Raw genomic sequence first — 26315 nt, 5'->3', positions numbered from 1 at the left:
CCCGTTACGGCGACAGGAGAACCCCCGTTACCCGATTACCAGTCCGCACCTCACCCGAGGAGCCCCCATGAATCCCGTACGCTGCCCTGCGCTCGTTCATCCCGCGTTCGAAAACGCCACCGCCTTCTCGGGCACCACCCTGCACTCCACCGCCGACCGCAACACCCTGCCCACCCGTGGGTCACGACCGGATACGAGGTACCTGGCATGACCCGCGGCCCGTCCCACCGGGCCACCGACTGGCCTGCGGGAGGCGCCCGGTGAAGAGGTTCTTCGGACCGGTCACGATGGCCGACCCGCAGGTTTCCGACGCCGAACACGAGCTGTTCGGCGGGCCCCTGCGCTACGACATGGGCTGGTCCCAGCACGAGCACGCGAGCCTGGACCTGACGATGATGTCCGCGCTGCGCTCCATGCCCTCACTCGTCGGCGCCACGCTGCGCATGGCGTGGCAGGCCGACCGGCGTGCCCTGCTCTCGGTCGGCGTCAGCGAGATCTGCCAGGGCATCGCCGCAGCCGCCGGGCTGCTGGCCGTCAACGCCGTCATGCACGCGCTGCTCGCCGGCACCGGTAGCGCCCCCGAGCGGCTGCACGCGCTGCTGCCCGGTCTCCTGGCCGCCGCGGTCGTCGGTGTCGTCAACTCCGCCCTGTCCGCCTGGTCCACCTCCCGTGCCGGGCGGCTGGAGCCCAAGGTGGAGCGGATCGCCACCACCCAGTACCTGGCCGCGGCAGCCAAAGTCGAACTGGAGGCCATCGACGACCCCGACTTCCGTCGCCTCGTCGACATCGCCCAGCACGGCCCCGGCTCCGCCCGCCGCATGATCAGCGCCTGCGTCGCGGCGCTGAACGGCCTCATCTCGCTGATCACCACCGCCGGTGTCCTGGCCGTACTGCACCCGCTGCTGCTGCCCCTGCTGATCCTCATCGCCGCCCCGCGCGGCTGGGGGGCCATGCGCGTGGCCCAGGAGCGGTACGTGTCGGTGATGAGCTGGATCGAGCACGTACGGGCCAGCCGCCTGATCGGCAACCTGCTCACCGAACGCACCGCCGCCCAGGAGGTCCGACTCCACGCCGTCGGCCCCTTCCTCCTCAGCCGCTACGAGCGCATGGCCGAGAGCGCGGAGGCCGAACAAGAACGCCTCGCCTCCAGCAAGGCCCTGACCGAATGGGTCGCCTCAGCGCTGTCCGGCCTGGCCATGGCCGCGACCTACGGCGCCATGTTCTGGCTGGTCACGGCCGGGCACATGAGCCTCGCCGTCGCCGGGACCGCTGTCATCGCCGTGCGCACCGGCTCGGCGAGCCTGGGCGCACTGGTCATGAACATCAACCAGCTCCACGAGGAGAGCCTCTACGTCCGCGACCACGGCCGCTTCCTCGCCCAGGCCGGGCGGCGGACACTGCCGTCCGGCGGGGCGCCCGTACCGGAACGGGTCAAGGAGATCGTTCTGGACCAGGTCACCTACCGCTACCCCGACCGGGACACCGCTGCCCTGGACGGGGTGTCCCTGACCCTGCCGATGGGGTCGGTGACCGCGGTGGTGGGCGAGAACGGCTCCGGCAAGAGCACCCTGATGAAGGTCCTCTCCGGCATGCTGCTGCCCGCCTCCGGCGCGCTGCGCTGGGGCGAGGCGGACCTCACCGGCCTCGACCGCGCCCAGGTCTTCGAGCGGGTCTCCCTGCTGACCCAGGACTTCCAGCGCTGGCCCGTGACCGCCGCGATGAACATCCGCCTCGGGCGCCCCGACCACCCCGCAACAGACCAGGACCTGGGGCCCTCGGTCGACTACGCCGCCGCCGGCCCCGTCATCGCCAAACTCCCCGACGGCCTGCGCAGCCTGCTGGCCCGCATGTTCCGCGGCGCCATAGAACTGTCCGGCGGCGAATGGCAGAAAGTCGGCCTGGCCCGCACGCACTGGCGCAGTTCGACATCACAGGCAGACGGTGTCCTCATCGTCGACGAGCCGACCTCCGCCCTCGACCCCGAAGCCGAGATCGAAGCCTTCGACCGCATCCACCGCCTCGCCGCCCCGAACCGGGCTGTCGTCCTGGTCACCCACCGCATGTCCGGCGTCCGCCACGCCGACCACATATACGTCCTCGCAGGCGGGCACCTCGCCGAGCACGGCACCCACGACGAACTCATGGCCGCCCGCGGCCGGTACGCCGCCATGTTCGACGCCCAGGCCGCCCAGTACACCCCGACCGCGGCCATCCCCCACCCCGCCCCGCCCGCCGTCTCGGACCAGGTATGACCCGCTCGACCGAAAGGCCCGCCGTGACCACGTCGCCCACCACGGACCTCGACGACCCCACCGCCCTGCGCCACGGGCTGGCCGACCAGCTCGCCGCCGCAGGACACATCCGCACCCCCGCGGTCGACCACGCCCTGCGCACCGTGCCCCGTCACGCCTTCGCCCCCGAGGTCCCCCTCCACACCGCGTACGCCGACGACATCGTCGCCACCCGCCACAGCGACGACGGCACCGTCACCAGCTCCATCTCCGCGCCCTGGCTGCAGGCCGACATGCTCGAAGCAGCCCGGATCCAGCCAGGCCACCGCGTTCTGGAGATCGGCTCCGGCGGCTACAACGCCGCGCTCATCGCCGAACTCGCCGGCCCGAACGGCCAGGTCACCACCCTCGATATCGATCCCGCCGTCACCGACCGGGCCACCCGATTCCTGCGCCAGACCGGATACGACCAGGTCCGCGTGGTCACCGCGGACGCCGAGCACCTGCCCGCCGGTGTGGTGCCCGACGGCGGATTTGACGCCATCGTGGTCACCGTCGACACCTGGGACCTGCCCTGGATCGACGCCCTGGCCGAGGGCGGCCGTCTCGTCGCACCCTTGCGTCTGCACGGCTACCACTGGGCCATCGGCTTCACCAAGGACAAGGGAGCCCTGCACAGCGACGAGCCCCTCGTCGTCTGCGGCTTCGTCGCCATGCAGGGCGACGGCGTCTGGAACACGAACCGCCGCACCGTCCCCGGCACCGGCGTCCACCTCTCATGGGAAGACGGCACCCCGCTGCCCGTCGACCAGCTCGCCCCCGCCCTCACCCGCGAGCCGACCGTGACCCGCACCCACATCACCGTCGGCGGGCAGGAACCCTTCGACACCCTCACCCTCCACCTCGCCGGCGCCCTGCCCGGCTTCTGCCGCCTCTCGGTCGACCCCGACGCCGACAACGGGATCCTGAACCCGCCGCCCCGGCACTGGCCCGGCGCCGCCATCGTCCGCGGAGCCTCCCTCGCCCGGCTGGCCACCGAACGCATCGGCGACGGGACCGACGGCAAGGGCCTGTACGAGTTCGTCGTCCACGGCCACGGCACCCAAGGACACCTCGCCGCGCAAGAGATGGCCGAGCAGGTCGAGCACTGGCACCGCAACCACCGCAGCGCCCGCTGCCCCCTCATCACCGCCCGCCCGGCAGCCGGCTGTGCCCCGGCGGGCACGGACCACGAACCGCATGTGTTCGCCAAGAAGCACACCCGTATCACCGTGGACTGGCCGATCGTGCCCGGCAGCGCTGCCCTGCTCACCGACTCTGGGAGCTGCGGCGCCGGATGAACGGCGGTGCTTCCTGATCACCGTTCGCCGGGCCTCGCTGCACATTCGCCCCCCTACCGTCTCGGAAGGCAGAGCCACGTGACCTCTCCCGTCTCCCCTTCGGATCGCGTCGCCCGCGTTCTGCTCTGCCCGCGGCGCGGTATGCCGTCCCCCGGCATGCGGCGTGGCTCGGCGCCGCCGCGGTCATCACCGCCCGCGGCGGAGACGGCACGCGAGCAGTGGGGCCTGCCCACCGCTCGCGCCGCCGCCGTCGAGGAGATCCCTGCGGAGGGGATGCGGCTGAGCTGACACGAACGCCCACCCCGCCTCCGACTCGTCCCACCCCGCCTACCTCCGAGGTCGTCCCATGCCGTTGTCGCACGACCACATCCGCACGGCCGTCGCCACCTATCTCGCTCGCCAGCCTCAGGAGCGCGAGCAGCTCGGCATACTCCTGGACGCCCTCGACCGTCCCACCGACATCGCCAGCCGCTCCACCTTCACCGGACACGTCACCTGCGGCGCGATCGTCGTCGATCCGCTCGGCCGCGTCCTGCACGTGCTGCACCTTGCGAGCGGGAAGGTCCTCGCCCCCGGCGGACACCCCGAGCCCGCCGACGAGTCCCTGGTAGGGGCGGCGCTGCGGGAACTGCACGAGGAGACCGGGATCCCGCCCCAGGCCGTGGCACCGTGGCCCGGCTACGAGACCGTGCCGTTCGACATCGACATCCACACCATCGACGCCCGCCCGAGCAAAGGCGAACCCGGTCACCAGCACTTCGACCTCCGGTTCCTCTTCCGTCTGCACACCGCGGCAGAGGTGCCGGTGGTGCTGCAGGAAGACGAGGTCGGCGGTGTCGAGTGGCGGCCCATGGACAAGGTGACCTCACCCTCCCTGCGCGAGAAGCTGCTCAAGCTCACGCCCGAAGCCGAACCGGAGGCCGGCAACGCCTCCGCCCTGATCTACAACGACCGCGGCGAGTACCTGCTCCACCTGCGTGACTACTTCCCCAGCCGGATCCGGGAGCCTGGCATGTGGTCCCTGCTGGGCGGCGGCCGCGAACCCCAGGACGCCACCATGGAACACACCGTCCGGCGTGAACTGGCCGAGGAGGCCGGCCTCCACATCGCCGACCTGATTCCCTTCGGCACCGAGTACGCCGCCGACGACGCCGGCGCTACCGTGCCCATCGCCATCCACGCCGGCCGCTGGAACGGCGATCCCCGCGAACTCCACCTCACAGAAGGGGTGATGCTGGCCTGGTTCGCCCCCGACGACCTGCACCGTCTCCGTATCACAGACACGACCAGCGACCTCGTACGGCGCCACGCCGCCAGCCGCCCGGCCAGTACCGCGCCCCAGGACGGGCTCGCACCGCAGGAGGAGCGCCGAGCTTCGCCGCTCGGCACGGTCCTCAACGTCATCGGCGTCCATCTCTACCTGGAGCGGCCCGACGGGACGGTGCTGCTCGGGCTGCGTCACCCCGACTCCGCATTCGCGCCGTCCGCCTGGCATGTCCTGGCCGGCCACTGCGAGCAGGAGAGCGCCATCACCTGCCTGATCCGGGAGGCGCAAGAGGAAGCCGGCCTGCACATCGAGCCCCAAGACGTCGAACTCGTCCACGTCATCCACCACATCGACAAGGCCGGGGACCGGCCCCGCATGGGCTTGTTCTTCCGCGCCCGCGCCTGGAGCGGCGAGCCGGAACTGCGCGAGCCTGACAAGTGCACCCAGTGGAAATTCTGGGACCCGACCGCGCTCCCCGACGACCTCGTCCCCTACACCCGGGTGGCCATCGCAAAGATCCAGAACGGGGAGCTGTACAGCGAGACGGGCTGGCCCACATGACCGGCACGCCGAGTGGCGCACACCGTCGCCTGTCCACTGCAACCGCGGCCGGCCGCGAGGACACCCGCCTTGTGGTGATCCGCGGCAACTCGGCTTCAGGCAAGTCAAGCGTGGCCCAGAGCCTGCGAGATCACTACGGCCGCGGTATCGCGATCGTGGGGCAGGACGTGATCCGCCGGAACGTGCTCAGGGAACACGACACCGCGCGCGGCGCCAACATCGCCTTGCTGGCCCGGATCGCCCGCGAAGCACTGAACGCCGGCTTTCACGTGGTGCTCGAAGGGATCCTGTACGCCGACCGCTACGGCCACATGATCACGTCTCTGGTGCGGGACCACCGCGGCGTCTCCAGCTGCTACTACCTGGACGTGCCGTTGGAAACGACATTCGCCCGGCACGCGTCGAAGGCGGATGCCGCTTACCTGGCGCAAGTCACCGACAGCCACCTCGCCTCCTGGTACCGCGAGCTGGATCTGCTGCCCGGCGGTCTGGAGACCGTGATCCCGGCCGACAGCACACTGCGGGAAACCCTCGCGCGAATCGTGCGCGAAACCGGCCTGGCCGCTGCCTCCCCCATCCCGCCGCCGCAGTGCGAGCCGTCACAGGGAGACTCGATGAACGCTCTGGTGCTGATGTCCGATCCGCAGGTCGCCGCGATCCCGGTGCGCGAGTGCGGGGAGCCACTCGTCGACATGCGGGGCCACAGCTTCCGCGTCGATCCCCGTAAGCAGGACCCGCTCGGCGCGTTCACCCTCGTCCGCGAGGGCGTCCTGGCCCGGCTGGAGCACGCCCGCTCGCTCCTGCCCGCCGGCACCGACCTGCTGTTCATCGAGGGCTACCGGCCGCTCGCCCTCCAGCAGCGCTACTTCACCGAATACCGGGACGAGCTGGCCGCCGCCCACCCCGGCTGGACCGCTGAACAGCTGCACCAGGCCGCCGGCCGCTACGTATCGCCACCGCAGATCGCGCCCCACTCCGCGGGCGCGGCGGTGGACGTCACCCTCGTCGACCAGGACGGCCACGAAATCGACCTCGGCACCCGCGTCAACGCCTCCCCCGAGGAGAGCGACGGCGCCTGCTTCACTCACGCCACGAACCTCAGCCATTACGCACGCCACTACCGCGCGCTGCTGCTCAACGCCATGGAGACCGCCGGCTTTACGAACTACGGAACCGAGTTCTGGCACTTCTCGGTAGCGGACCGGTACGACGCGCTGATGCGGCAGGAGCCGCACGCGCGGTATGGGCCGATCGAACTGGCTTAGCACCTTGCAGCGTCGGCCGCTTCCTCGCCACCCGTGCCGAGCCGCGGGCACAGGAGTGTGGACATCGCCCCCGGCCCTGTTGCGATCCCAAGACCGCAACGGACGGAACGCATCGAACGGAGGCACGTATGCCTGACGACACCCAGCAGTCGATCCCGGCCGTCCCGGGTCCGACGGCCGGATACGAACCCCAAGAGCACCACATGCACCTGCTCGGGCGGTACTACCGCCAAATTGAAGCCGGCCGCAAGACGATCGAAGTGAGGGTCGCAACCCCGAACAAGCGCGCTGTCGCCGCCGGGGACACGGTCGTCTTCCACGACCGGGACACCGCACGGGAACTCGACGTCACCGTGCAGCGGATCACCCGGTACCACTCCTTCGAGGATCTGCTCACCTCCGAGGACCCCGCACGCGTCGACCCGGACGGGTTGCCCGAAGAGCAACTCGCCAACCTCCACAGCATCTACCCGCCGGCCAGAGAGGCGCTAGGCGTTCTCGCCCTCGCGTTCGATCACCGCCCTGCCCGGCCGGGCCGCCCCATGCCGATGACGCCCACGCAGTACGCGCAGACCGTCCCCCACCACACGGTTTACGGCTGCCTGTACATCCGCGACGAGCACGACCGGCCGGTCCAACTGCGCTCGGTCTACGGCTCGCGGCTCTGGCAGTTCCCGGGCGGCGATCTCGACGCCCCTGGCGAGGACCCTCTGCAGACCGCACAGCGCGAGACGGTCGAGGAGACGGGCCTCGAACTCGGTCTGGACACGCCGAAGCTGCTCCTGACGCACTTCCTGCACGCCGGGCCGCGCCTGCCGCTGAACAAGGTAGGGCTCATCTTCGACGGAGGGCATCTGACCGCCGACCAGCTCGGCCGGATCCACCTCGATCCCGCTGAGCACGACATGTGGGCCGTCCACGACCTCGCGACCTGGCAGGAACTGATGGGGGCGCGCGCCTTCGCCCGCCTCGACGCCGTCGAACGGGCTCGGCACGGCGAGGGCCCCGCCTACCTGATCACGCACACCTGACCCCCCGAACCCGCCCGCCCACCAGGAGGCAACCGGTGCCCGCCGAGGACACCGACACCCGGGCCTGGCAGATCTACGGCCAGCGCCAACTAGCTCGCGCCTTCACCCCGCCCATCCCCGACCGGCTCGGCTGGACGCCCTGGGAAGGGATCGGACCGGGAGCAGAAGTGCTCGGTGACATCACCGGCCGCCGCATCCTGGATATCGGATCCGGGGCCGGCCACCACGCCGTCCACCTCGCCCACGCTCATGGAGCCCGCGTCACCGGTATCGAGCTGTCCCCGACCCGGCACGAGCGCGCCGTCTCCACCCACGCAGACATCGGCGGCGTGGAGTTCGTCCGAGGAGACGTGGCCGAGTACCTGGCCGGAGCCCAGCCGTTCGACGCCCCGTACGCGATCGGGACGCTCGCCTTCATCGACCCGCACCGCTCGCTGCCGGCACTGCGCGATCGGCCACCGCCCGAACGTCAGGTATGTGATCATCGTCGGAATCGAAGCGGCTGCGTGAGATCTGTCGGCACCGGACAGTCCCGGCGCCGCCGACCCTCCATCGAGGATGGCCGCATACTCACCCGTCCGTTCAGGGACAGCGACAGACCCTGATGAAGCGTCATGCACACCTGTCCACCGGTTGTCCACCGAGACCCACTGCGTGCGCCCGCCTCACCCCTCCCAAATGCACAAAAGACCAGGTCAGAAGCCCTAGTCGTCTATGCGGTCACGGAAACCAAACCTGCGACCCGCGCATTGCGATGCATAGACCACACGTGTCCGATTAGGCCGGATTCCAAGGTCAACGAAAACAAGAAACCCCAGGTCAGAGGCCTGACCTGGGGTTCACCGTGGAGCCGCCTTCGGGATTCGAACCCGAGACCTACGCATTACGAGTGCGTTGCTCTGGCCAACTGAGCTAAGGCGGCATGCCGCGCGCTCGGGGCCAAGGGTGGCAGGCGCAGCGGCGCCAAGTCTACAGGGTTGTGGGGGGTGGTTCCGACCAGGTGGGGATCTTGGAAGGGTGCAGGTCAGGTGCACTTCTGGTGGGGCGGGGGGACCGTGCCGGACAGGAGGTAGGCGTTGACGGCGGAGTCGATGCAGGTGGAGCCGCGGGCGTAGGCGGTGTGGCCGTCGCCGTCGTAGGTGAGCAGGTGGCCGGAGGAGAGCTGGGAGGCGAGGGACTGGGCCCAGGCGTAGGGGGTGGCCGGGTCGCGGGTGGTGCCGACGACCAGGATCGGGGCGGCGCCCTTGGCGGGGATGCGTTCGGGGTGGCCGGTGGCGTGCAGCGGCCAGTAGCCGCAGATCAGCGAGGACCAGGCCAGGGCGGCGCCGAAGTGCGGGGAGGCGGCGCGGAAGCCGGCCAGCGCCTTGGTGACGTCGGCCGGGGAGTGGAAGGCCGGGGGGAGGTCGAGGCAGTTCACGGCGGCGTTGGCGTACATCAGATTGCTGTACTTGCCGGAGTCGTCCCGCTCGTAGTAGCTGTCGGAGAGCTGGAGGAGCGCGGCGCCGTTGCCCTTGTTGGCGGCGATCAGGGCGCCGCGTAGGGCCGGCCAGGCCTCCTGGTCGTACATGGCGGCGATCACGCCGGTGGTGCCGAGGGCCTCGGTGAGCGGGCGCTTGGTGCCGGTGGGCAGCGGGTGCTTGTCGAGGCCAGCGAAGAGGGCGTCGAGGCGGGTGCCCGCGTCGGCGGCGGAGGTGCGGCCGAGGGGGCAGTCGGAGCGGGTGACGCAGTCGCGGGCGAAGGCGTTGAAGGCGATCTCGAAGCCGCCGGCCTGGGTGCGGCTGCTCTGCAGCGCGTTCACCGAGGGGTCCATGGCGCCGTCGAGCACCAGCCGCCCGACGCGCTGCGGGAACAGGCCGGCGTAGGTGGCGCCGAGGAAGGTGCCGTAGGACTTGCCGACGTAGTTGAGTTTGGTGTCGCCGAGCAGCTGGCGCAGGACGTCCATGTCGCGGGCCGAGTCGACGGTCGAGACGTGGCCGATGAGGTCGGCGGACGTCTTCTTGCAGCCGGCGGCGAAGGAGCGGTCGGCGGTGGCCAGCTTGTCGGCCTCCGCGGTGGTGTCCGGGGTGGAGTCGACGGCGGTGTACGCGTCCATCTGCTTGTCGCTGAGGCACTTCACGGGCTCGCTGCGGGCGACGCCGCGCGGGTCGACGGCGGCCATGTCGTAGCGGCCGGTGACGGCTGCGGGGTAGCCGGTGGCCGCGTACTGCAGGTAGTCGATGGCGGAGCCGCCGGGGCCGCCGGGGTTGACGAGCAGCGAGCCGAGGCGCTTGCCGGGGCCGGGCGCCTTCTTGCGGGCGACGGCGAGCTTGAGGTCGTCCGCGGCGACGGGGTGGCTGTAGTCGAGCGGCACCTTCATGGCGGCGCACTGGAAGTCCGGGACGCCGCAGGAGCGCCAGGACAGCTTCTGCTTGTAGTACGGCGCCAGGTCGGCGGGGGTGGCGGCCGGCAGCGGGGCGAGCGTGGCCGTGCCGGTCGACGCCGTGTCGGACGGGGCCGGGGCGCCCGTCGCGTCCTGGGCGGCCGGGGCCTGGGTCGAGACGGACGCGGCGGCCCGGTGGCCTGCGCCGCTGGAACAGGCGGACAGCAGCAGCAACCCGGTCACCGCGATGACGGTGGCCGGGAGGCGGAGCGGGCGCGTGGGGTGCGTGGGGTGCATCGGCGGCTCAGGTCCTCCCGTCGGATGAATGCGAGCGTAGCTGGCGGCGAGGGGGGTCCACCGGGAACGGTGTCCCCTAATGAGTGATTACTGGCTTTGGGCCGGTTTGCGGGATTGCGGTGCGCTGTGGGGTGGGTAGGCAGTCGGTGGGGTCGCCGAGGAGGTGTGGGTGGCGGGGGACAAGCGGGATCGGGGAGGTGCGGGGGATGCGGGAACGGTGGGGGATACGGAGGCCGGCGGCGGGGTGACGGCCGTTGCGGGGCCGTCGAGCTTCTCCGTCAGGTAGCCGGCGATCAGAGCGAAGCGGTCGCGGTGGGCAGCGAGGGCGTCGATGACGCGTACCTGGTCGCCGTGCGGGTGCAGGGCGTCGCGCAAACGCAGGGCTGCGGCCTGGGCGGCGGTCTCACCGGGGGCGGTGGCGAGCAGCAAGGAGGGGTGCGGTGAGCGAGAGGGGACGAGACGTGGATACAGACCGGAGATCCCGACGGCGGCGCCGAAGCGGCCAGTGGTGGCAAGTGCTTCGCGTACGGCGCAAGGGGCGTCGGCGCCGGCCCCGATGACGCCGGCGGCGGTACGGGCGGGCAGCACGCGGTAGCGGCGCGCGACCTCGGCGATGACGGCGGGGTCCTGGGTGCAGCCGGTGGGCAGCACGAGGACGAAGGCGTCGGCGAGCCCGCGTTTCGCGGCCCGGGCGAAGCCCTCGTAGAGGTCCGCGTCCGCGCCGGCGGGCAGGTGCGCGACGACGACCGGGAAGCCGATCCGGGCCGCCTTCGCGGTGGCGTACTTCGGCGGGAGCCACACCCGGGTGCCGTCGCGCAACGCGTCGAGGGTGCCGCCCGCGGGATGCCCGAGGGTGTGGACCTCGGGCGGCGGGGGGGCGGGTTCGGGCGTACGGGCCGGCGGCGCCGGTGCGACGACGGGTGCGGGTGCGGGTGCGCTCATACCGGCTTCGGCCTGCCCGCGGCCACCGGCGAACAGTGGTACGGCCATCCCCGCGGCCAGCAGGGCAGCGGCCCCGGCGGCGCCCGCGCGCAGGGCGGTGCCGGTACGGTCCTCCGGCAGCTCGTACGCCCGCCCGGCGCGCTCGGCCCACCAGTGCCGCAACGCGCGATGCCCGAGCAGTACGGCGGCGGCAGCGGCCACCACCATCGTTACGGACCGCACGACGTCAGCCACGGCAACCCCTTCGGGACGGCTGCGGCCCCGCGGGGGACACGGCGGGCAGGACCACTGCCAGCACCTTGCAACGGCGACCGGCCCAGCTCCGGCTGCCGTTACGTTCGCGGGGCCGCGATCACCCGAACGCCACATCGCGGGCGGCCTGAGGCCGCAGCACGGTCTGGTTTGCGCCGCCGCGCGGGCGGGTTCGCGCTTCGCGCGGGGGCGCGGGCCAGGCGGCCTGGGGTGTGTTCGCGCTTCGCGCTTCGCGCGGGGGCGGGGCAGGCGGCCTGGGCGCCCGTGCCCCCGGGCTGGGGACGCCGCGGGCACGGGGGCCGGTTCGCCCCGGAGGTGGCGGCCCCTGGCGGGGCTCGGGGCTGCGGAGGAGGGGATCATCCGCCGGTGGTCTGACTCCGACCGCAACTGCCTGTCGGGGTGAGTGACGACCCGCGCGCCGGTGGGGGCTGGGCGCGCAGTTCCCCGCGCCCCTGAGAGCTCGGGCCTGCCGCGAGGGGGGGCCGGGGACTGCCGACCCGGGGGGGGGGAGGAGGACGGGGGACGGCCGCGGCGCGTGGCCTCGACGCGACGGATCAGGGGGCGGTTTTCACGTTTCAGGGTCTCGGGCGGGCGGGGGGTTGGCTCGGGTTGGGGGGTGGGGTCAGCCGGTGCGAAGGGCGAGGGTCATGGCCTCGACGGCCAGGAGGGGGGCGACGTTGCGGTCGAGGGCCTCGCGGCAGGCGAGCACGGCCTCGATGCGGCGCAGGCTGTGCTCGGGGCGGGAGGTGGCGGCGATCTGGCGGATGCCGTCGCCGACCTCGGTATTGGCGATGCGCTCGCCCGTACCGAACTGGACGGTGAGCACATCGCGATAGAAGGAGGCGAGGTCGGTGAGAGCGAGGTCGAGGGTGTCGCGCTGGGTCCGGGTGGAGCGGCGCTTCTGGCGGTCGGCGAGGTCCTTCATGACGCCCGCCGTGCCGCGCGGCATCCGGCTGCCCGCGCCGGCCGAGGCGCCGAGGGCGGCGCGCAGCTCCTCGGTCTCCTTGGCGTCGACGTCGTCGGCCACCGCCTTGGCGTCCTCGGCCGCCGCGTCGACGAGTTCCTGCGCCGCCCGCAGGCAGCCGCCGATATCGGCGACCCGCAGCGGCAGCCGCAGCACCGCCGCCCGGCGCTCGCGCGCCGACTCGTCGGTGGCCAGCCGCCTGGCCCGCCCGATGTGGCCCTGGGTGGCCCGTGCGACCTCCGCCGCCAGCCGCGGGTCGACACCGTCCCGCCGGGTCAGCACGTCCGCGACGGCCCCGGCGGACGGCGTACGCAGGCTGAGCAGCCGACAGCGCGAACGGATCGTCGGCAGGGCGTCCTCCACCGAGGGCGCGCACAGCAGCCAGACCGTACGGGGTGCGGGCTCCTCGACCGCCTTGAGCAGCACGTTGGCCGCGCCCTCGGTCAGCCGGTCGACGTCCTCCAGGACGATCACCTGCCAGCGGCCGCCCGCCGGCGACAGCGACGCCCGCCGCACCAGGTCACGGGTGTCCTTGACGCCGATGGACAGCAGGTCGGTGCGGACGAATTCGACGTCGGCGTGCGTGCCGACCAGCGTCGTATGGCAGCCGTCGCAGAATCCGCACCCGGGATCGGCGCCCAGCGCGCGGTCCGGGCTCACACACTGCAGCGCCGCGGCGAAGGCGCGGGCGGCGGTCGAGCAGCCGGAGCCGGGGGGGCCGGTGAAGAGCCAGGCGTGGGTCATACGCGACCCGGCACCACCGGACGTCACGACCGCGTCGGCGTCGGTCGCAGCCGCGGAGAGCTCGGCCACCACGTGAGGCTGGCCGACCACGTCGTCCCATACGGTCACCGCGTACTCCTTTCGCCGCCAGCTTCCATTCTGCGGCACGCATGGTGCGGGCTGAACGCCCGCCCACCCAGCGGTGACGGGTGCACGTCCGTGCGGGGTGCCTCGCGGCGGCGGTCCCGGGTGCGGGCCGCCACCGCCGGCGGGTGCACGTCCGTGGGGGTTTCCCGCGCCTGGCGGCGCGGGGTGTTTCCCACCCTCCCCCACGGCTCCGCGTGGGGGTGCCCCCAGACCCGTGCGGATACGACGTCGTCTGCAGGTCTTCTTGTGGGAGTGGCCCACCATCGGCGGCTGTTCCGCCCGTGCGTGACGGTGTGCCGTGGGCACGGATGGCGCCCCCGGGGAGACATCCAACGCCCCCGGGGGAAGGTGCGGGAGGGGGTGCCCCCGTCCGGACCCCCTCCTCCTCAGCCAGTGTCGGCAGGGAGCCGCCGGCGGCGGGGAGGGGACGGTCCGGGGGTGTCCCCGCAGGCATGCGCACAACTCCCGCTGGAAGGAACGGTCAGAGCAGAGGTGCGCAGGCCGAGGAGATACCCCCGGGGCGGCACCGACCCACCCACCAGCAGCACCCGCACCCGACCAAACACCCGCACGGGTGGGCGGGCGGGCAACACACCACCCCTCACAGAGAAAGCCGCTGCACCCCACTCGCAACCGCCCGCCGCCGAGGCGACTCCGTCCCGGTCCAGCAAGACCCCCGCCGCGCCAGCAACCGCCGCAGCCACAGCTCCACGGCAACCACCTCCCCCAACCCCTCCAGCGGCGCCCCAGGCGTGTCCACCGCCGCCCGCAGGGCATCGCGTACGACCCGCGCGTCCACCAGACCCGCGTCCGCGAGGAGCGGCGCCTCGAAGAGCTCGACCAGCGGGTCGATCGCGCACCGCATCCCGGCCCTGGCGGCGGCCGCCGCGGCCGAGGAGTGGGACGCGACGCCCCAGCCGGCCGGCAGCTCGCGTACTCCGGCGCTGGCGAGGACGTCGCGCAGGATGTCGGCGCGGGCGCCGGGCCGTACGCGCAGGGCGCCGGGGAGGGCGCGGGCGGCGCGGACGACGGCGTTGTCGAGGTAGGGCGCGTGCAGCCGCTGGCTGGGGACGGCGGCGGCCTGCTCCAGGACGCGGAAGTCGGCCGCGTGCCGGGCGAGCGCGGCCCGGGCGCGCCGCTCGCCGGGGCGCTCCATCGGCCACGGCCGCCTGGCGGCGTCCTGCAGGCGGACCGACACCTCGGCCAGCGCCTCCCCGGTGAGCCACCGGGCGGCGGGCCCGGGCCGCACCCAGGCCATCGCGGCGAGCGACGCGCCGATGGGCCCGTCGGAGCCGCCCACGGAGCCGAAAGAACCGAAAGAACCGAACGAACCGCCCGACACCCCGCCGGAGGCGTACCGCAGCAGCCGGGCCGCCGCGTCCTCCACACCCTGTTGATAGGGAGTGCGGGCCAGCCGCCGCGCGGCCCGGTAGACGGTGATGGGCACGGTGAAGGGGACCAGCACCGCGGGGCCCGCGGCCGGGCCGCCCGCCCGGGTCAACGCGGCGACGGGCCGTACGAGGTGGCGCCGGCGCCGGTCCATGAGCAGGTCGGCGAGCCGTGCGGGGTGCGCGTCGAGGACCTGCCGGGCGCCGAAGCCGATGAGGTGGTCGGCGCCGCCCGCGGCGAGCCTGCGCCGGTGGCGTTCTGCGACGATCAGCGACGGGCCTGGCTCGTCGGTGAGCGGTACGGCCGGGCCGCCGGTCAAGTCGGCGTAGGGCAGGGCTTCTTCGCCGCCGGGGACGACGACGTGCCGCAGCCGCGGGTCCGCGGCGAGTTCGCCCGCCCGGGCCAACTCGCCGTCCCGCAGCGGCAGTCCGCCGGCGGTGAGGTCGTTGAAGGTGACGGCGAGGAGACGTTCGCCGGCCAGCGAGCCGGGTGCGCCCGGCAGCATGCCGGGCATCCCGGGCAGGCCGGCGGCGAGCAGCGCCAGCGTGGCGGATGCGCTGCCACCGGACAGGTCGGCCCCGATGCCGGGCGCGGGCATCGGGCCGCCGCCGTGGCCGTCCGCCTCTTCCTGGCCGGGCATCGCGGTCCCGTCCGGCACGAACCGCGGCTGCGCCAGCCGGGCCCGTACCGACTCGACCAGCGCGTCGCGTATGGCGGCGATGGCCGCGTCCGCGTCGGCCGCGGTGGCGGGCTGGTGGCCGACGGCGAGCGAGGCGGTCGGTTCGTAGCCGGTGATCTCGGGGGCGCCGTCGCGCAGGGTCAGCGCGTGGCCCGGCGGGACCCGCCGCACCCCGAGGTACGGGGTCCCGTCGCCGAGGGCTTCGGGCGCGTCCGGGCAGGCGAGCATCGCGGCGAGGTGGGTGACGTCGAGCCCGGCCTCGATGAGGTCGGCGAGCGGCAACGCGGCGGTGGCGTAGGCCGTACCGCGGGAGAAGCGGGTGTGGAAGACCGGCCTGGCGCCGGCGAGGTCGCCCAGCACGGTGATGCGGCGGCCCAGTTGCAGGACGGCGGTGTAACTGCCCGGCCAGGCGGTCACGTGGCGCAGCGCGCCGCCGCGGGCGGCGACCAGGCCGAGCCTGAGCTGCGCGTCGCTGGCCCCGCAGCGCCCGAGCACCGCGAGCCGGGCGATCCCCTGCGGGCCGCCGCTCGGGCCGCCGTTCGCCCGCGACCCGTAACCGCCGCCGTAGGCGCTGCCGTTCGCGCCGGAACCGTAAGCACCGTAGGACGAGGAGCCGTACGTGCCGCCGGCGCCCGCGGCATGCGCGGAATCCGCCTGCACCACCCGGACCTCGTCGGGCCGCCAGTCGCCCACCGCCCACAGCGGATCGAGGTCGCCCCACAGCAGTTGGGCACCGACCGGCCGCAAGGTCGCGCCGCCATCGCCGGGAACGGGACCCGCGGTGGCACTGCTCCACCCCACCAACCACCGCATCGTCGCCTCCACAGGCTGTGGACAGCCGATGCGAAGGTAAGACCCACCGCTCCCTCGCGCGCGCCTCGCCCCGCCGTGCCGCCACGTCTGACGTCCGAAAGACCATGCTGCCACGTGGACGCGCGCAGAGAGGCGCATGAGGGCTCCCAGGTGCGCCGGTTCGTGCGCCGGACACCGGCCGGGTGTGACGTACGGGACACGGATCGACGTGGATCCCGGCGGATCGGCGTCGGCCGGCGGCCACCGGTGGTGCGTAATCGGGGCGTTGCGGACAGCGACGCGATCCGGAAGTCACCGCTCGGCCGAAACGTCGGGTTCGCGCCAAAGTTTTGGCGCGGCTGCGGCACATGCCGGGGGTGATATGCCGGGTAACCGGGACCGCTCGCGACGATCGTTTTCCGCCGCGGATCTTCGTCCTGGACGTTGCGGAACGCCCCGCCCGCCACCCGGGACCGACCGCGGCCGCCACCGTGAGCGACCTCGGGTGCGCCGTACAACTACCCTGCGTACTCGGCGGTACGTCCTTCCTCGCCGCCAACTGCCGTCCGTAGCAACCGAAATAGGGCCGCCGGCCCCCTGCCGGGTGGGCGGCCCGCGCACAACACACGGCCCGGGAAGCGACTCAACGCCCCCCGGGCCGGTCCGCCACCCGCGGGGATTGTGGCAGCGGAACTTGCTGGCCCGCCGCACCCCGCCATAGCCGCCTGACGGAAGCGCGGGCCGACCCACGGATCACCATGCAACCCCTCGCGGCCATTCCGGCACAGAGCGCACAGCCGGGCGCACGGCCACATATACCGGGAGCACGCGCCGCACGCCGCCGGCGGCCCTCCGCCCGCGCCCGTTCGAGTGGTCGGGACCGCCAATCATCGGATGGCCGCGGGATCTTCGGCAGGGGCACTTTCCGCGCCATCACGGCGTTCGAGTAAGGGGCTGGATTCGCGCCATCCGACACGAGACCCTTAACGGTCGGGAGGCGGCGAACTACGCTGGGTGCATCCGGTTCGCACCCGTACGTGCGGCTCGGTATTCCGGCACAGGCACCGCGGTCGCCGCCAACAGGCCCCCGCGGTGGCTGAATCGGGTTCCAGGGGAGGGTGGCCCCCACAGCCCCGACGACCGACCAGGCCCGCCGGCCTGCCCCAGCGGCATCACGAGGTGAACCGCAGTGAACAGAGAACACCGCGGGCCGAACGAGAAACTCGGCACCCTTCTCGGTCTGGCCGGCATCAGCAACGCCGGACTCGCCCGCCGGGTCAACGACCTGGGCGCGCAACGCGGTCTGACGCTGCGTTATGACAAGACGTCGGTCGCCCGCTGGGTCGCCAAGGGCATGGTCCCGCAGGGCGCCGCGCCGCATCTGATCGCCGCCGCGATCGGCAGCAAGCTCGGCCGCCCGGTGCCGCTGCACGAGATAGGGCTCGCGGACGCCGATCCCGCCCCGGAGGTCGGTCTCGCCTTCCCGCGCGACGTCGGCGAGGCGGTGAAATCGGCCACCGATCTGTGGCGGTTGGACCTCGCGGGGCGGCGCGGGCCGGGCGGATCCGGTATCTGGCAGAGTTTGGCTGGATCTTTCGCAGTGAGCGCTTACGTGACCCCCGCGTCGCGCTGGCTGATCACCCCCGCGGACGCGACAGTCGCCCGGGACGCGCCCGCACCGGGCATGGCGCACGTCGGGCACACCGATGTCTCCAAGCTCCGCGAGGCCGCCGAGGACGCCCGCCGCTGGGACTCCAAGTACGGCGGCGGCGACTGGCGTTCGGGCATGGTGCCGGAGTGCCTGCGGGTCGAGGCGGCGCCGCTGCTGCTCGGCTCGTACAGCGACGACGTCGGCCGCGCGCTCTTCGGCGCCACCGCCGAACTGACCAGGCTGGCCGGGTGGATGGCCTTCGACACCGGCCAGCAGGAGGCCGCGCAGCGGTACTACATCCAGGCGCTGCGGCTGGCCCGCGCCGCCGCGGACGTTCCGCTCGGCGGCTACGTGCTCGCGTCGATGTCGCTGCAGGCCACCTACCGCAACTTCGCCGACGAGGGCGTCGACCTGGCGCAGGCCGCGCTGGAGCGCAACCGGGGCCTGGCGACCGCCCGCACCATGAGCTTCTTCCACCTGGTCGAGGCGCGCGCCCACGCCAAGGCCGGCGAAGCCGCGGCCTGCGGGGCATCGCTCGCCGCCGCGGAGGCGCTGCTCGAACGGGCCAGGGAAGGCGACGCGGACCCGAGCTGGCTCGGCTTCTACTCCTACGACCGGCTCGCCGCCGACGCCGCCGAGTGCTACCGCGACCTGCGCATACCCCGCCAGGTGCAGCGCTTCACCGAACACGCGCTGGCCAAGCCGACGGAGGAGTTCGTCCGCTCCCACGGGCTGCGGCTCGTCGTGTCGGCCGTCGCCGAGCTGGAGTCGGGCAATCTGGACGCCGCGTGCGCCGCGGGGGTGAAGGCGGTCGAGGTCGCGGGCCGCATCTCCTCGGCCCGCACCACGGAATACGTCCGCGACCTGCTGCACCGCCTTGAGCCGTACAACGACGAGCCGCGGGTGCTCGAACTGCGGGAGCGGGCGCGGCCGTTGCTGGCGGCACCAGCGTAGGTGTTCCGCAACCCCCGGACGAGGATGCCGCTTTCGGACGGTGAGCACACGCCTCCCGGTCCGGGCTGGGCGCGCAGTCCGTCGCGCCCCTTCGACGTGGCCGTGACGCCCCACGCTTCCCGAACGTACCTGCCGCATTCGGACAGTGGGCATCCGCCGCCCGGTCCGGGGCCGGGCGCGCAGTCCGTCGCGCGCCTTCGGCGTCGCGGCGCCCCGCAGGGGTGCCCTCCTCCGCAGCGGGCACGCGAGGTGTGCGGCGCGGCGGGCACCGTACGCACCGCGACAGCCGACGCCCCGTTAAGTTGATCACCAGCACCCGGGAGGAGGCGCGCCATGACCGCGACCGGCGGCACCGCCGCGACCAGCGCGGCTCGGTCCGAGCCGTACGACGTCACCGTCGTCGGCGCCGGCATCGTCGGCCTCTCCACCGCCTACGCCCTCACCCGGGCCGCGCCCGCGCTCCGGGTCGCGGTGGTCGAGAAGGAGGCCGGTCCCGGGCGGCACCAGACCGGCCACAACAGCGGTGTCATCCACAGCGGCATCTACTACCGCCCCGGCTCGCTCAAGGCCCGTTACGCGATGGCCGGTTGCGCGGAGACGCCGGAGTTCTGCGCGAAGCACGGCGTCCCGTACGAGGTCACCGGCAAGCTCATCGTCGCCACCGAGCAGGCCGAACTCCCCCGGCTGCACGCGCTCGCCCAGCGCGGCCGTGAAAACGGCATCACCGTACGGGAGTTGGGTCCCGCGCAGATCGCGGCGCGCGAGCCCGAGGTCGCCGGCCTCGCGGCGATCCACGTCGGCTCCACCGGCATCTGCGACTTCGGCGCCGTCGCCGCCGCGCTGGCCGGCCTCGCGGCGGACGCGGGCTGCACGATCCGCTACGGCGTCCGGGTCACCGCCATCGGCCGGGCCGCGGACGGCACGGTCACCGTCTCCGCGGGTGCCACGCCGGCGCTGCGCACCAAGGTGCTGGTCAACTGCGCCGGCCTGTACAGCGACCGCGTCGCGCGGCTCGCGGGCGACGACCCCGGGATGCGCATCGTGCCCTTCCGCGGGGAGTTCTACGAGCTGGCGCCGGCCCGCCGCGGCCTCGTCCGCGGCCTGGTCTACCCGGTGCCCGACCCCGACTTCCCCTTCCTCGGCGTGCACCTCACCCGGGACGTCCACGGCGGCGTCCACCTCGGCCCGAACGCGGTGCCCGCGCTGGCCAGGGAGGGCTACGGCCGCTGGACCGTACGCCCGCGCGACCTGGCGGGCACCGCCGCGTACCCGGGCGCCTGGCGGATCGCCCGCAGGCACTGGCGGCAGGAGGCGGGCGAGGTGCTGCGCTCGCTGTCCAAGCGGGCCTTCACCGCGAACGCCCGCCGCCTGCTGCCCGCCCTGCGCTCCTCCGACCTGCGCCCGGCCCCCGCGGGCGTCCGCGCCCAGGCCGTGCTGCCCGACGGCACCCTCGTGGACGACTTCCGCTTCGCCGGCTCGCCCCCGTTCGTGCACGTGCTCAACGCCCCCTCCCCCGCCGCGACCGCCGCCCTGCCGATCGGCCGCGAGGTGGCCCGGCGGGTGCTGGCGGCGCTGTGACCTGCGGCGGGCCACCGGAGCGTTCCCGTAGAATCGGTGCCACTGTGTCCACGTCACCCCTCGCCCCCACCGTCGCGTCCGCCAATGCATCCGCTGGCGCGAAAGCCGACGCGCGATCCACCGCGCCCGCCGCCGAGGCGTCCCCCTCCGGGGCGCCCGCCCCCGCCGCGCCCGCCGCCGGTGCCTCCGCCCCCGCCGTGCCCGGCGCCCGCTTCCCCGAGGGGCCCGCCGCCGACCCGGCCGGTTCACGCGGTGAGCGCCGCATCCGCTCCTTCCACGCCCGCCGCGGCCGTATCACGCAGGCGCAGGCCGCCGCGATCGACCGGCACTGGGACACCTGGGGCGTCGAGCTGGACGGCAGCCCGCTGGACCTCCCCGCGCTCTACGGGGCCGGCGCAGGACCGGACGGGGCGGGCGCAGGGCCGGGCCGCCCGGGCATGCCCGTCGTGCTGGAGATCGGCTTCGGCATGGGCGACGCGACCGCGCAGATGGCCGCCGCCGACCCGGGCACCGGGATACTCGCCGTCGACGTCCACACCCCCGGCCAGGGCAATCTGCTGGCGCTGGCCGACCGGGCGGGCCTGACCAACGTCAGGGTGGCCAACGGCGACGCCATCGTCCTGCTGCGCGACATGCTGCCGCCAGCGTCGCTGTCCGGGCTGCGGGTGTACTTCCCCGACCCCTGGCCCAAGGCCAAGCACCACAAGCGCCGGCTGATCCAGCCGTCCTTCCTCGCCCTGGTCACCCCGCTGCTGCGGCCCGGCGCGGTCGTGCACTGCGCGACGGACTGGGAGCCGTACGCCGAGCAGATGCTGGAGGTGCTGAGCGCGGCGCCGGATCTGGCCAACATCCACCCGGCGGAGGGTTTCGCGCCGCGGCCGGACTTCCGGCCGATGACGAAGTTCGAGCGGCAGGGCCTCGCCAAGGGGCACGTGGTGCGCGACCTGCTCTTCACGCGGGTCTGACCCCCGGCCCGCCCGTACGACTCCCGTAGGACCTCCCTTAGGACTCCCGTCCCTCGCCCGTCCCCCCTCCCGTACGACTCCCGTACGAGCGCCGCGCCGCCCCGCCCGGCCTGAGCGCCCCCCGCCCGCGCCCCGGAGCACGCTCCCCGGCGCAGGCGGCGGCACACGTATCCACCTCCCCCGTACCCTCGCGGAGCAGGGCAGTCCCCCCGTACTGTCGACTGGTGGCCACGTACTCGTACTCGTCCTCACCCGAGCCCGGCTCGCCGTCCGGCAGCCCGCGGTCAGACGAGCAGATGTACGTACCGGCGCCCTCCACCTCCTGGCACTACGGCCCCCGACGGCCGTTCTGGGAGAGCCGGGCGGTGCGCACCGGTGCGCTGTTCACCGCGCTCGCGGTGTGCGGGGTCGTCATCCTCGCGGTGGTGCGGCAGCACATAGGCACCGAGCCGTTCCTGGTCGGCATGGCCCTGGCGGTGCTGCCGGTGCCGCTGCTGCTGTGGGCCTTCCTGTGGCTGGACCGGGTCGCGCCGAGCCCGTGGAAGAACGTCGTGTTCGCGTTCTCGTGGGGCGCCTGCGCCGCCACCCTCGTTGCGATCTTCGCCAACGAGTACGGCGCCAAACTCCTGGCCACGACGCTGTCCGCGAGCCCGACCCAGTCTGACCGGTGGGGTGCGATCTTCGTCGCGCCGCTCGTCGAGGAGACCGCCAAGGGCACCGCGATCCTGCTGCTCTTCCTCTTCCGGCGGCGCCACATCGAGTCACTGCTCGACGGCATCGTGCTCAGTGGCCTGGTCGCCACCGGCTTCGCCTTCACCGAGAACGTCCTCTACCTCGGCTCGGCCTTCGGCGAGGACAAGGCGGTGGGCGCCGGCGTCCTGGACTCCACCACCGCGGCGACCTTCTTCGTCCGGGTGCTCATGACGCCCTTCGCGCACCCGCTCTTCACATCCATGACCGGCATCGGGTTCGCGATCGCCGCCACCACCCGCCCCGGCCGCCCCTGGCGCTGGCTCGCGCCGATCGGCGGCTGGCTGCTCGCGATGGTGCTGCACGGCTCCTGGAACGGCTCCTCGCAGCTGTCCCCGGTGGGCTTCTTCGCCGTCTACGTGGCCGTGATGATCCCGGTCTTCGGCCTGGTCGTCTGGCTCGCCTTCTGGGCCCGCGCGGGCGAACTGCGCACCATCCGCACCCACCTGGCCGTCTACGCCACCGCCGGCTGGCTGCACCCGCGCGAGCCGGTCGCCCTGGGCTCCATGCGGATCCGCGGTGACGCCCGCGACGCGGCCCGCCGCCACCACGGCGACGCCGGTGCCCGCGCCGTACGCGACTACGCCGGTTACGCCACCCACCTCGCCTTCCTGCGCGCCGCCGCCACCCGGGGCCTGGCACCACCCGACTTCGCGGCCCGCGAGTCCGAACTGCTGCACCACCTCTGGCGCGACCGCCCCCTGGCGCAGCCCGCCCTCCTCCACTCCGCCCCCCTCCCCTGGCCCCCACCCGTCCCGGGCCCCCGCCCGTACCCGTACTGGCACCAGCACTCCCCCACACCCCCGACGCACCCACCAACCACGTGCGTCCCCCAGGCGTTCGGGCCCTCTACCTACGCACCGTCCGCGTACGCGCCACCCGCGTACGGGCCACCCGGTCCGAAGCAGCGCTAGGCCCCCCGGATCCGCCGACCGCCTGACGTGGTGTCCCGGGTGTCAGCCCCTGCTGTTACATATGGGGGCGGGATCTTGGCGGCACAGGGGGGACGTTTCGATGGCGGACATCGTGGGTGGCGTCGGGTTGGGGACCGGCGAGCCGGTGACCGGGATCTACGAGGAGCTGATCACCCGCCGGCTGGCCGAGCGGATCCGGGAACTCGACGCCGCGGGGCTGCTGGCGATCGACGAGCTGGTGGGTACGGAGTCCTCGCCGCACGTCCTCGCGCGACATGTCGGCGAGACCGTGCACCGCGTGCTGCAGGGCCTGCCGCCGGACGAGCAAGTGGCCGCAGCCAACCGGATCCTGGCGTCGGTCGGGACGGTACGCGGCGCCGAGGAGTGGATCAGCGCCGTGGTGGAGGGTCCGCGCCGGCTGATGGCCGTCGCGGAGCAGAAGGCACCCGGCGTGTACGAGATCCACCGGCCGGCGACACCGCTGTCCGAGACCGCCTTGATCACCAACGCCCCGGAAGACCCCAATCTCGGCTCCGAGTTGCGTGCCGAGCTGGCCACCGCCGACAGCATCGACCTGCTGTGCGCGTTCGTGAAGTGGCACGGCCTGCGGGTGCTGGAACGGCCGCTCAAGGCCGCGCGCGAGCGCGGCGCCAGGATCAGGGTCATCACCACGACGTATATCGGCGCCACCGAGCGCCGGGCCCTCGACCGCCTGGTGCGGGACTTCGGCGCCGAGGTGAAGGTCAACTACGAGACGCGCTCGACCCGCCTGCACGCGAAGGCGTGGCTCTTCCGCCGCAGGACCGGCTACGACACCGCGTACGTGGGCAGTTCGAACCTGTCCAAGGCGGCGCTCCTGGACGGTCTCGAGTGGAACGTACGCCTGTCGTCGGTGGCCACCCCCGCGGTGATGCGGAAGTTCGAGGCGACCTTCGACTCGTACTGGAGCGAACCGGCCTTCGAGTCGTACGACCCGGCACGCGACGGTGACCGCCTCTCCCGGGCGCTCTCGGCGGCCGGCGGCGGTACGGCGGGCGGCCGGTCCACGCTGAGACTCTCCGGTCTTGAGGTGCGGCCCTATCCGTACCAGCGGGACATGCTGGAACGCCTGGAGGTCGAGCGCGAGGTGCACGACCGGCACCGCAATCTGCTCGTCGCGGCGACCGGTACCGGGAAGACGGTCATGGCAGCGCTGGACTACCGCGCGCTGCGCCGGAAGCTCGGGCGGGACCTGCGGCTGCTGTTCGTGGCGCACCGCCGGGAGATCCTGGACCAGTCGATGCGCACCTACCAGGATGTGGTCGGGGACGCGAATCTCGGCGAGGCCCTGCACTCCGGTGACATCCCGGCGAGTTGGACGCATGTCTTCGCCAGCGTGCAGTCGCTCAATGCCGAGCGGCTGCGGCGGCTCGACCCGCGGCACTTCGACGTCGTCGTGATCGACGAGTTCCACCACGCTACGGCGAAGACCTACCGCCGCATCATCGAGCACTTCGCACCGCTCGAACTCCTCGGCCTCACCGCGACGCCCGAACGCACCGAGGGCGCAACCGTCCAGGACGAGTTCTTCGACGGCAGGATCGCCGCCGAACTGCGCCTGTGGGAGGCGCTGGAGAACGACCTGCTCAGCCCGTTCCACTACTTCGGCATCACCGACAACACCGACCTGACCGGGGTCACCTGGCGGCGGAGCTCCCAGGGGTACGACCGGGCGGAACTGACCGCCCTCTTCACCGGCGACAGCGCCCGCGCCCGGCTCGTCCTGCGCGCCGTCCGGGACAAGATCGCCGACCCGGGCGCGATGCGGGCTCTCGGCTTCTGCGTCTCCGTCGAGCACGCCCGCTACATGGCCGCCTGCTTCCGGGAGGCGAATCTGGCGGCCGTCGCGCTGTCCGCCGAGACGCCGAAGGCCGAGCGCCACGCGGCACTTGCGGGGCTGGCCGCCGGCGAGATCCAGGTGATCTTCTCCGTCGACCTGCTCAACGAGGGGGTGGACATCCCCGACGTCGACACCCTGCTCCTGCTGCGTCCGACGTCCAGCGCCACGGTCTTCCTCCAGCAGCTGGGCCGCGGGCTGCGCCGGACCGAGAGCAAAGCGGTGCTCACGGTGCTGGACTTCATCGGCCAGCACCGGGCCGACTTCCGCTTCGAGGAGCAGTTCGGCGCCCTGACCGACCTGCGCAGGAATCGGCTGGTCGCAGGCGTCGAGCAGGACTTCCCGCACCTGCCGTCCGGGTGCCAGATCATCCTGGAGCGCAAGGCCAAGGAGCGCGTCCTCAAGAACATCCGCGACCGGATCAGCATCAACGCCCCGCAACTGGCACGGGAGATCGCCTTCTACGCCCGGCCGGCCCTCGCCGACTACCTTGCCGAGAGCGGCCGCGACCTCAAGCAGCTCTACCGTGGCGGCAACTCCTGGACCGCGCTGCTGCGGCGCGCACGTCTGCTCCCGGAGAACGCACCGGCCGGGGAGGACGGACTCCTGCGGCGGACACCCGCCTTCCACCACGTCGACGACCCGGTACGGATCCACGCCTATTCCGTCCTGCTCGCCGACGACGCCGCGGACTACGACACCCTCGACCCGCAACTCCAGGCCTACGCCCGCATGCTGGTCTTCACGCTCTGGCCGAGCGGCGGCGGCTTCCCCGGATATGCCGCGGCCTTGGGGTCGTTGGCGGTGCAGGACGCCTTCCGCGACGAGGTGCGGCAGATCCTCGCGTACAACCTCGCGCGCACCGAGCACGTCCCCGTCCCGCTGCTCGGCGACCATGCCGGACTTCCGCTGACCGTGCACGGCTCCTACAACCGCGAGGAGATCCTGACCGCCCTCGGCCAGACGGCGCTCGGCGGCTACACACCCGTCACGTTCCAGGAGGGCGCCCGGTGGTGCCCGGACATCGCGACCGACGCGCTGTTCGTCACGCTGGAGAAGGACGCGAAGGACTTCTCCCCGCAGACCCGCTATCGCGACTACGCGATGAGCGAGACCCGATTCCACTGGGAGAGCCAGGGCCGGACCTCCGACACCTCGCCGACCGGCCTGCGCTACCGCACCCACGCCGAGCGGGGCACCCACGTCCTGCTGTTCGTCCGGCGCTTCAAGCGCACCGACATCGGCGGCCCCCAGCCCTGGATGCTGCTCGGCCCCGCCCGCTTCGTCGACCACCGCGGCAGCAAGCCGATGGGCATCGTCTGGGACCTCCGCCACCGCCTGCCGGCCGACGTCTGGACCTACTCCGCCATCGCGGCGGGCTGAACACC

At 73.0% G+C, this 26315-nt stretch carries 15 protein-coding genes and 1 tRNA gene; 11 read left to right on the top strand and 5 right to left on the bottom strand.

Features of this window, described 5'->3' with window-relative positions; genetic code table 11:
• Positions 1-260: 260 nt before the first annotated feature.
• The 6 genes from OG702_RS21125 to OG702_RS21100 all read left to right on the top strand — a co-directional run bounded on the left by OG702_RS21125 (position 261) and on the right by OG702_RS21100 (position 8300).
• Entirely contained in the window at positions 261-2252 is a 1992-nt protein-coding gene (locus OG702_RS21125) for an ABC transporter ATP-binding protein (RefSeq protein WP_327290471.1), read from the top strand.
• Between the two features lie 23 nt (positions 2253-2275).
• A complete protein-coding gene (gene fxlM, locus OG702_RS21120; protein WP_327290470.1) occupies positions 2276-3571 on the top strand; it encodes a methyltransferase, FxLD system in 1296 nt (431 codons plus the stop codon).
• A 346-nt stretch (positions 3572-3917) separates the two neighbouring features.
• Positions 3918-5399 (top strand): NUDIX domain-containing protein, encoded by a 1482-nt coding sequence (locus tag OG702_RS21115; protein ID WP_327290469.1) that lies wholly within the window; start codon positions 3918-3920, stop codon positions 5397-5399.
• Positions 5396-6664 carry a M15 family metallopeptidase gene (locus OG702_RS21110; protein ID WP_327290468.1) on the top strand — a complete coding sequence of 423 codons (1269 nt, stop codon included), beginning with the start codon at positions 5396-5398 and terminating at the stop codon, positions 6662-6664. The genes OG702_RS21115 and OG702_RS21110 overlap by 4 nt, the downstream gene beginning before the upstream one ends.
• 128 nt (positions 6665-6792) lie before the next feature.
• Positions 6793-7695 (top strand): NUDIX domain-containing protein, encoded by a 903-nt coding sequence (locus tag OG702_RS21105; protein WP_327290467.1) that lies wholly within the window; start codon positions 6793-6795, stop codon positions 7693-7695.
• A 35-nt stretch (positions 7696-7730) separates the two neighbouring features.
• Positions 7731-8300 carry a methyltransferase domain-containing protein gene (locus OG702_RS21100; protein WP_327290466.1) on the top strand — a complete coding sequence of 190 codons (570 nt, stop codon included), beginning with the start codon at positions 7731-7733 and terminating at the stop codon, positions 8298-8300.
• Between the two features lie 240 nt (positions 8301-8540).
• On the opposite strand, the gene OG702_RS21095 is transcribed toward OG702_RS21100, so the two are convergent.
• The 5 genes from OG702_RS21095 to OG702_RS21075 form a co-directional block, all read right to left on the bottom strand.
• A tRNA-Thr gene (locus OG702_RS21095) sits at positions 8541-8617 on the bottom strand.
• A 102-nt stretch (positions 8618-8719) separates the two neighbouring features.
• A complete protein-coding gene (locus tag OG702_RS21090; RefSeq protein WP_327290465.1) occupies positions 8720-10351 on the bottom strand; it encodes an alpha/beta hydrolase in 1632 nt (543 codons plus the stop codon).
• Positions 10352-10438: 87 nt separating this feature from the next.
• The gene (locus OG702_RS21085; RefSeq protein ID WP_327290464.1) at positions 10439-11527 is read right to left on the bottom strand and encodes a hypothetical protein; all 1089 of its coding nucleotides are present in this window, start codon (positions 11525-11527) and stop codon (positions 10439-10441) included.
• Between the two features lie 640 nt (positions 11528-12167).
• Positions 12168-13361: a DNA polymerase III subunit delta' gene (locus OG702_RS21080; RefSeq protein ID WP_327290463.1), complete on the bottom strand. Its 1194-nt coding sequence runs from the start codon at positions 13359-13361 to the stop codon at positions 12168-12170.
• A 619-nt stretch (positions 13362-13980) separates the two neighbouring features.
• On the bottom strand, positions 13981-16260 hold the full coding sequence (locus tag OG702_RS21075; protein WP_327290462.1) for an asparagine synthase: 2280 nt from the start codon (positions 16258-16260) through the stop codon (positions 13981-13983).
• A 1168-nt stretch (positions 16261-17428) separates the two neighbouring features.
• On the opposite strand from OG702_RS21075, the gene OG702_RS21070 reads away from it, so the two are divergent.
• The 5 genes from OG702_RS21070 to OG702_RS21050 all read left to right on the top strand — a co-directional run bounded on the left by OG702_RS21070 (position 17429) and on the right by OG702_RS21050 (position 26310).
• A complete protein-coding gene (locus OG702_RS21070; RefSeq protein ID WP_327290461.1) occupies positions 17429-18844 on the top strand; it encodes an MFS transporter in 1416 nt (471 codons plus the stop codon).
• Between the two features lie 333 nt (positions 18845-19177).
• Positions 19178-20422 carry an L-2-hydroxyglutarate oxidase gene (gene lhgO, locus OG702_RS21065; RefSeq protein WP_327290460.1) on the top strand — a complete coding sequence of 415 codons (1245 nt, stop codon included), beginning with the start codon at positions 19178-19180 and terminating at the stop codon, positions 20420-20422.
• Between the two features lie 44 nt (positions 20423-20466).
• Entirely contained in the window at positions 20467-21387 is a 921-nt protein-coding gene (trmB, locus tag OG702_RS21060) for a tRNA (guanosine(46)-N7)-methyltransferase TrmB (protein ID WP_442814488.1), read from the top strand.
• 296 nt (positions 21388-21683) lie between these two features.
• Complete coding sequence (locus OG702_RS21055; protein ID WP_442814724.1) at positions 21684-23051, top strand: PrsW family intramembrane metalloprotease; 1368 nt, start codon at positions 21684-21686, stop codon at positions 23049-23051.
• A 100-nt stretch (positions 23052-23151) separates the two neighbouring features.
• Positions 23152-26310 (top strand): DUF3427 domain-containing protein, encoded by a 3159-nt coding sequence (locus OG702_RS21050; RefSeq protein ID WP_327290458.1) that lies wholly within the window; start codon positions 23152-23154, stop codon positions 26308-26310.
• The last annotated feature ends 5 nt before the right edge of the window (positions 26311-26315 follow it).

This window comes from Streptomyces sp. NBC_01198, assembly GCF_036010485.1.
Lineage (GTDB): Bacteria > Actinomycetota > Actinomycetes > Streptomycetales > Streptomycetaceae > Actinacidiphila.
This window is presented reverse-complemented; position numbering and strand designations above follow the sequence as displayed.

Excerpts from the sequence above, each read along its gene's own strand:
- OG702_RS21115 (WP_327290469.1), top strand. The coding sequence starts at position 3,918 with ATGCCGTTGTCGCACGACCACATCCGCACGGCCGTCGCCACCTATCTC.
- OG702_RS21110 (WP_327290468.1), top strand. The coding sequence starts at position 5,396 with ATGACCGGCACGCCGAGTGGCGCACACCGTCGCCTGTCCACTGCAACC.
- OG702_RS21105 (WP_327290467.1), top strand. The coding sequence starts at position 6,793 with ATGCCTGACGACACCCAGCAGTCGATCCCGGCCGTCCCGGGTCCGACG.
- OG702_RS21090 (WP_327290465.1), bottom strand. The coding sequence starts at position 10,351 with ATGCACCCCACGCACCCCACGCGCCCGCTCCGCCTCCCGGCCACCGTC.
- OG702_RS21075 (WP_327290462.1), bottom strand. The coding sequence starts at position 16,260 with ATGCGGTGGTTGGTGGGGTGGAGCAGTGCCACCGCGGGTCCCGTTCCC.
- lhgO (WP_327290460.1), top strand. The coding sequence starts at position 19,178 with ATGACCGCGACCGGCGGCACCGCCGCGACCAGCGCGGCTCGGTCCGAG.
- OG702_RS21055 (WP_442814724.1), top strand. The coding sequence starts at position 21,684 with ATGTACGTACCGGCGCCCTCCACCTCCTGGCACTACGGCCCCCGACGG.
- OG702_RS21050 (WP_327290458.1), top strand. The coding sequence starts at position 23,152 with ATGGCGGACATCGTGGGTGGCGTCGGGTTGGGGACCGGCGAGCCGGTG.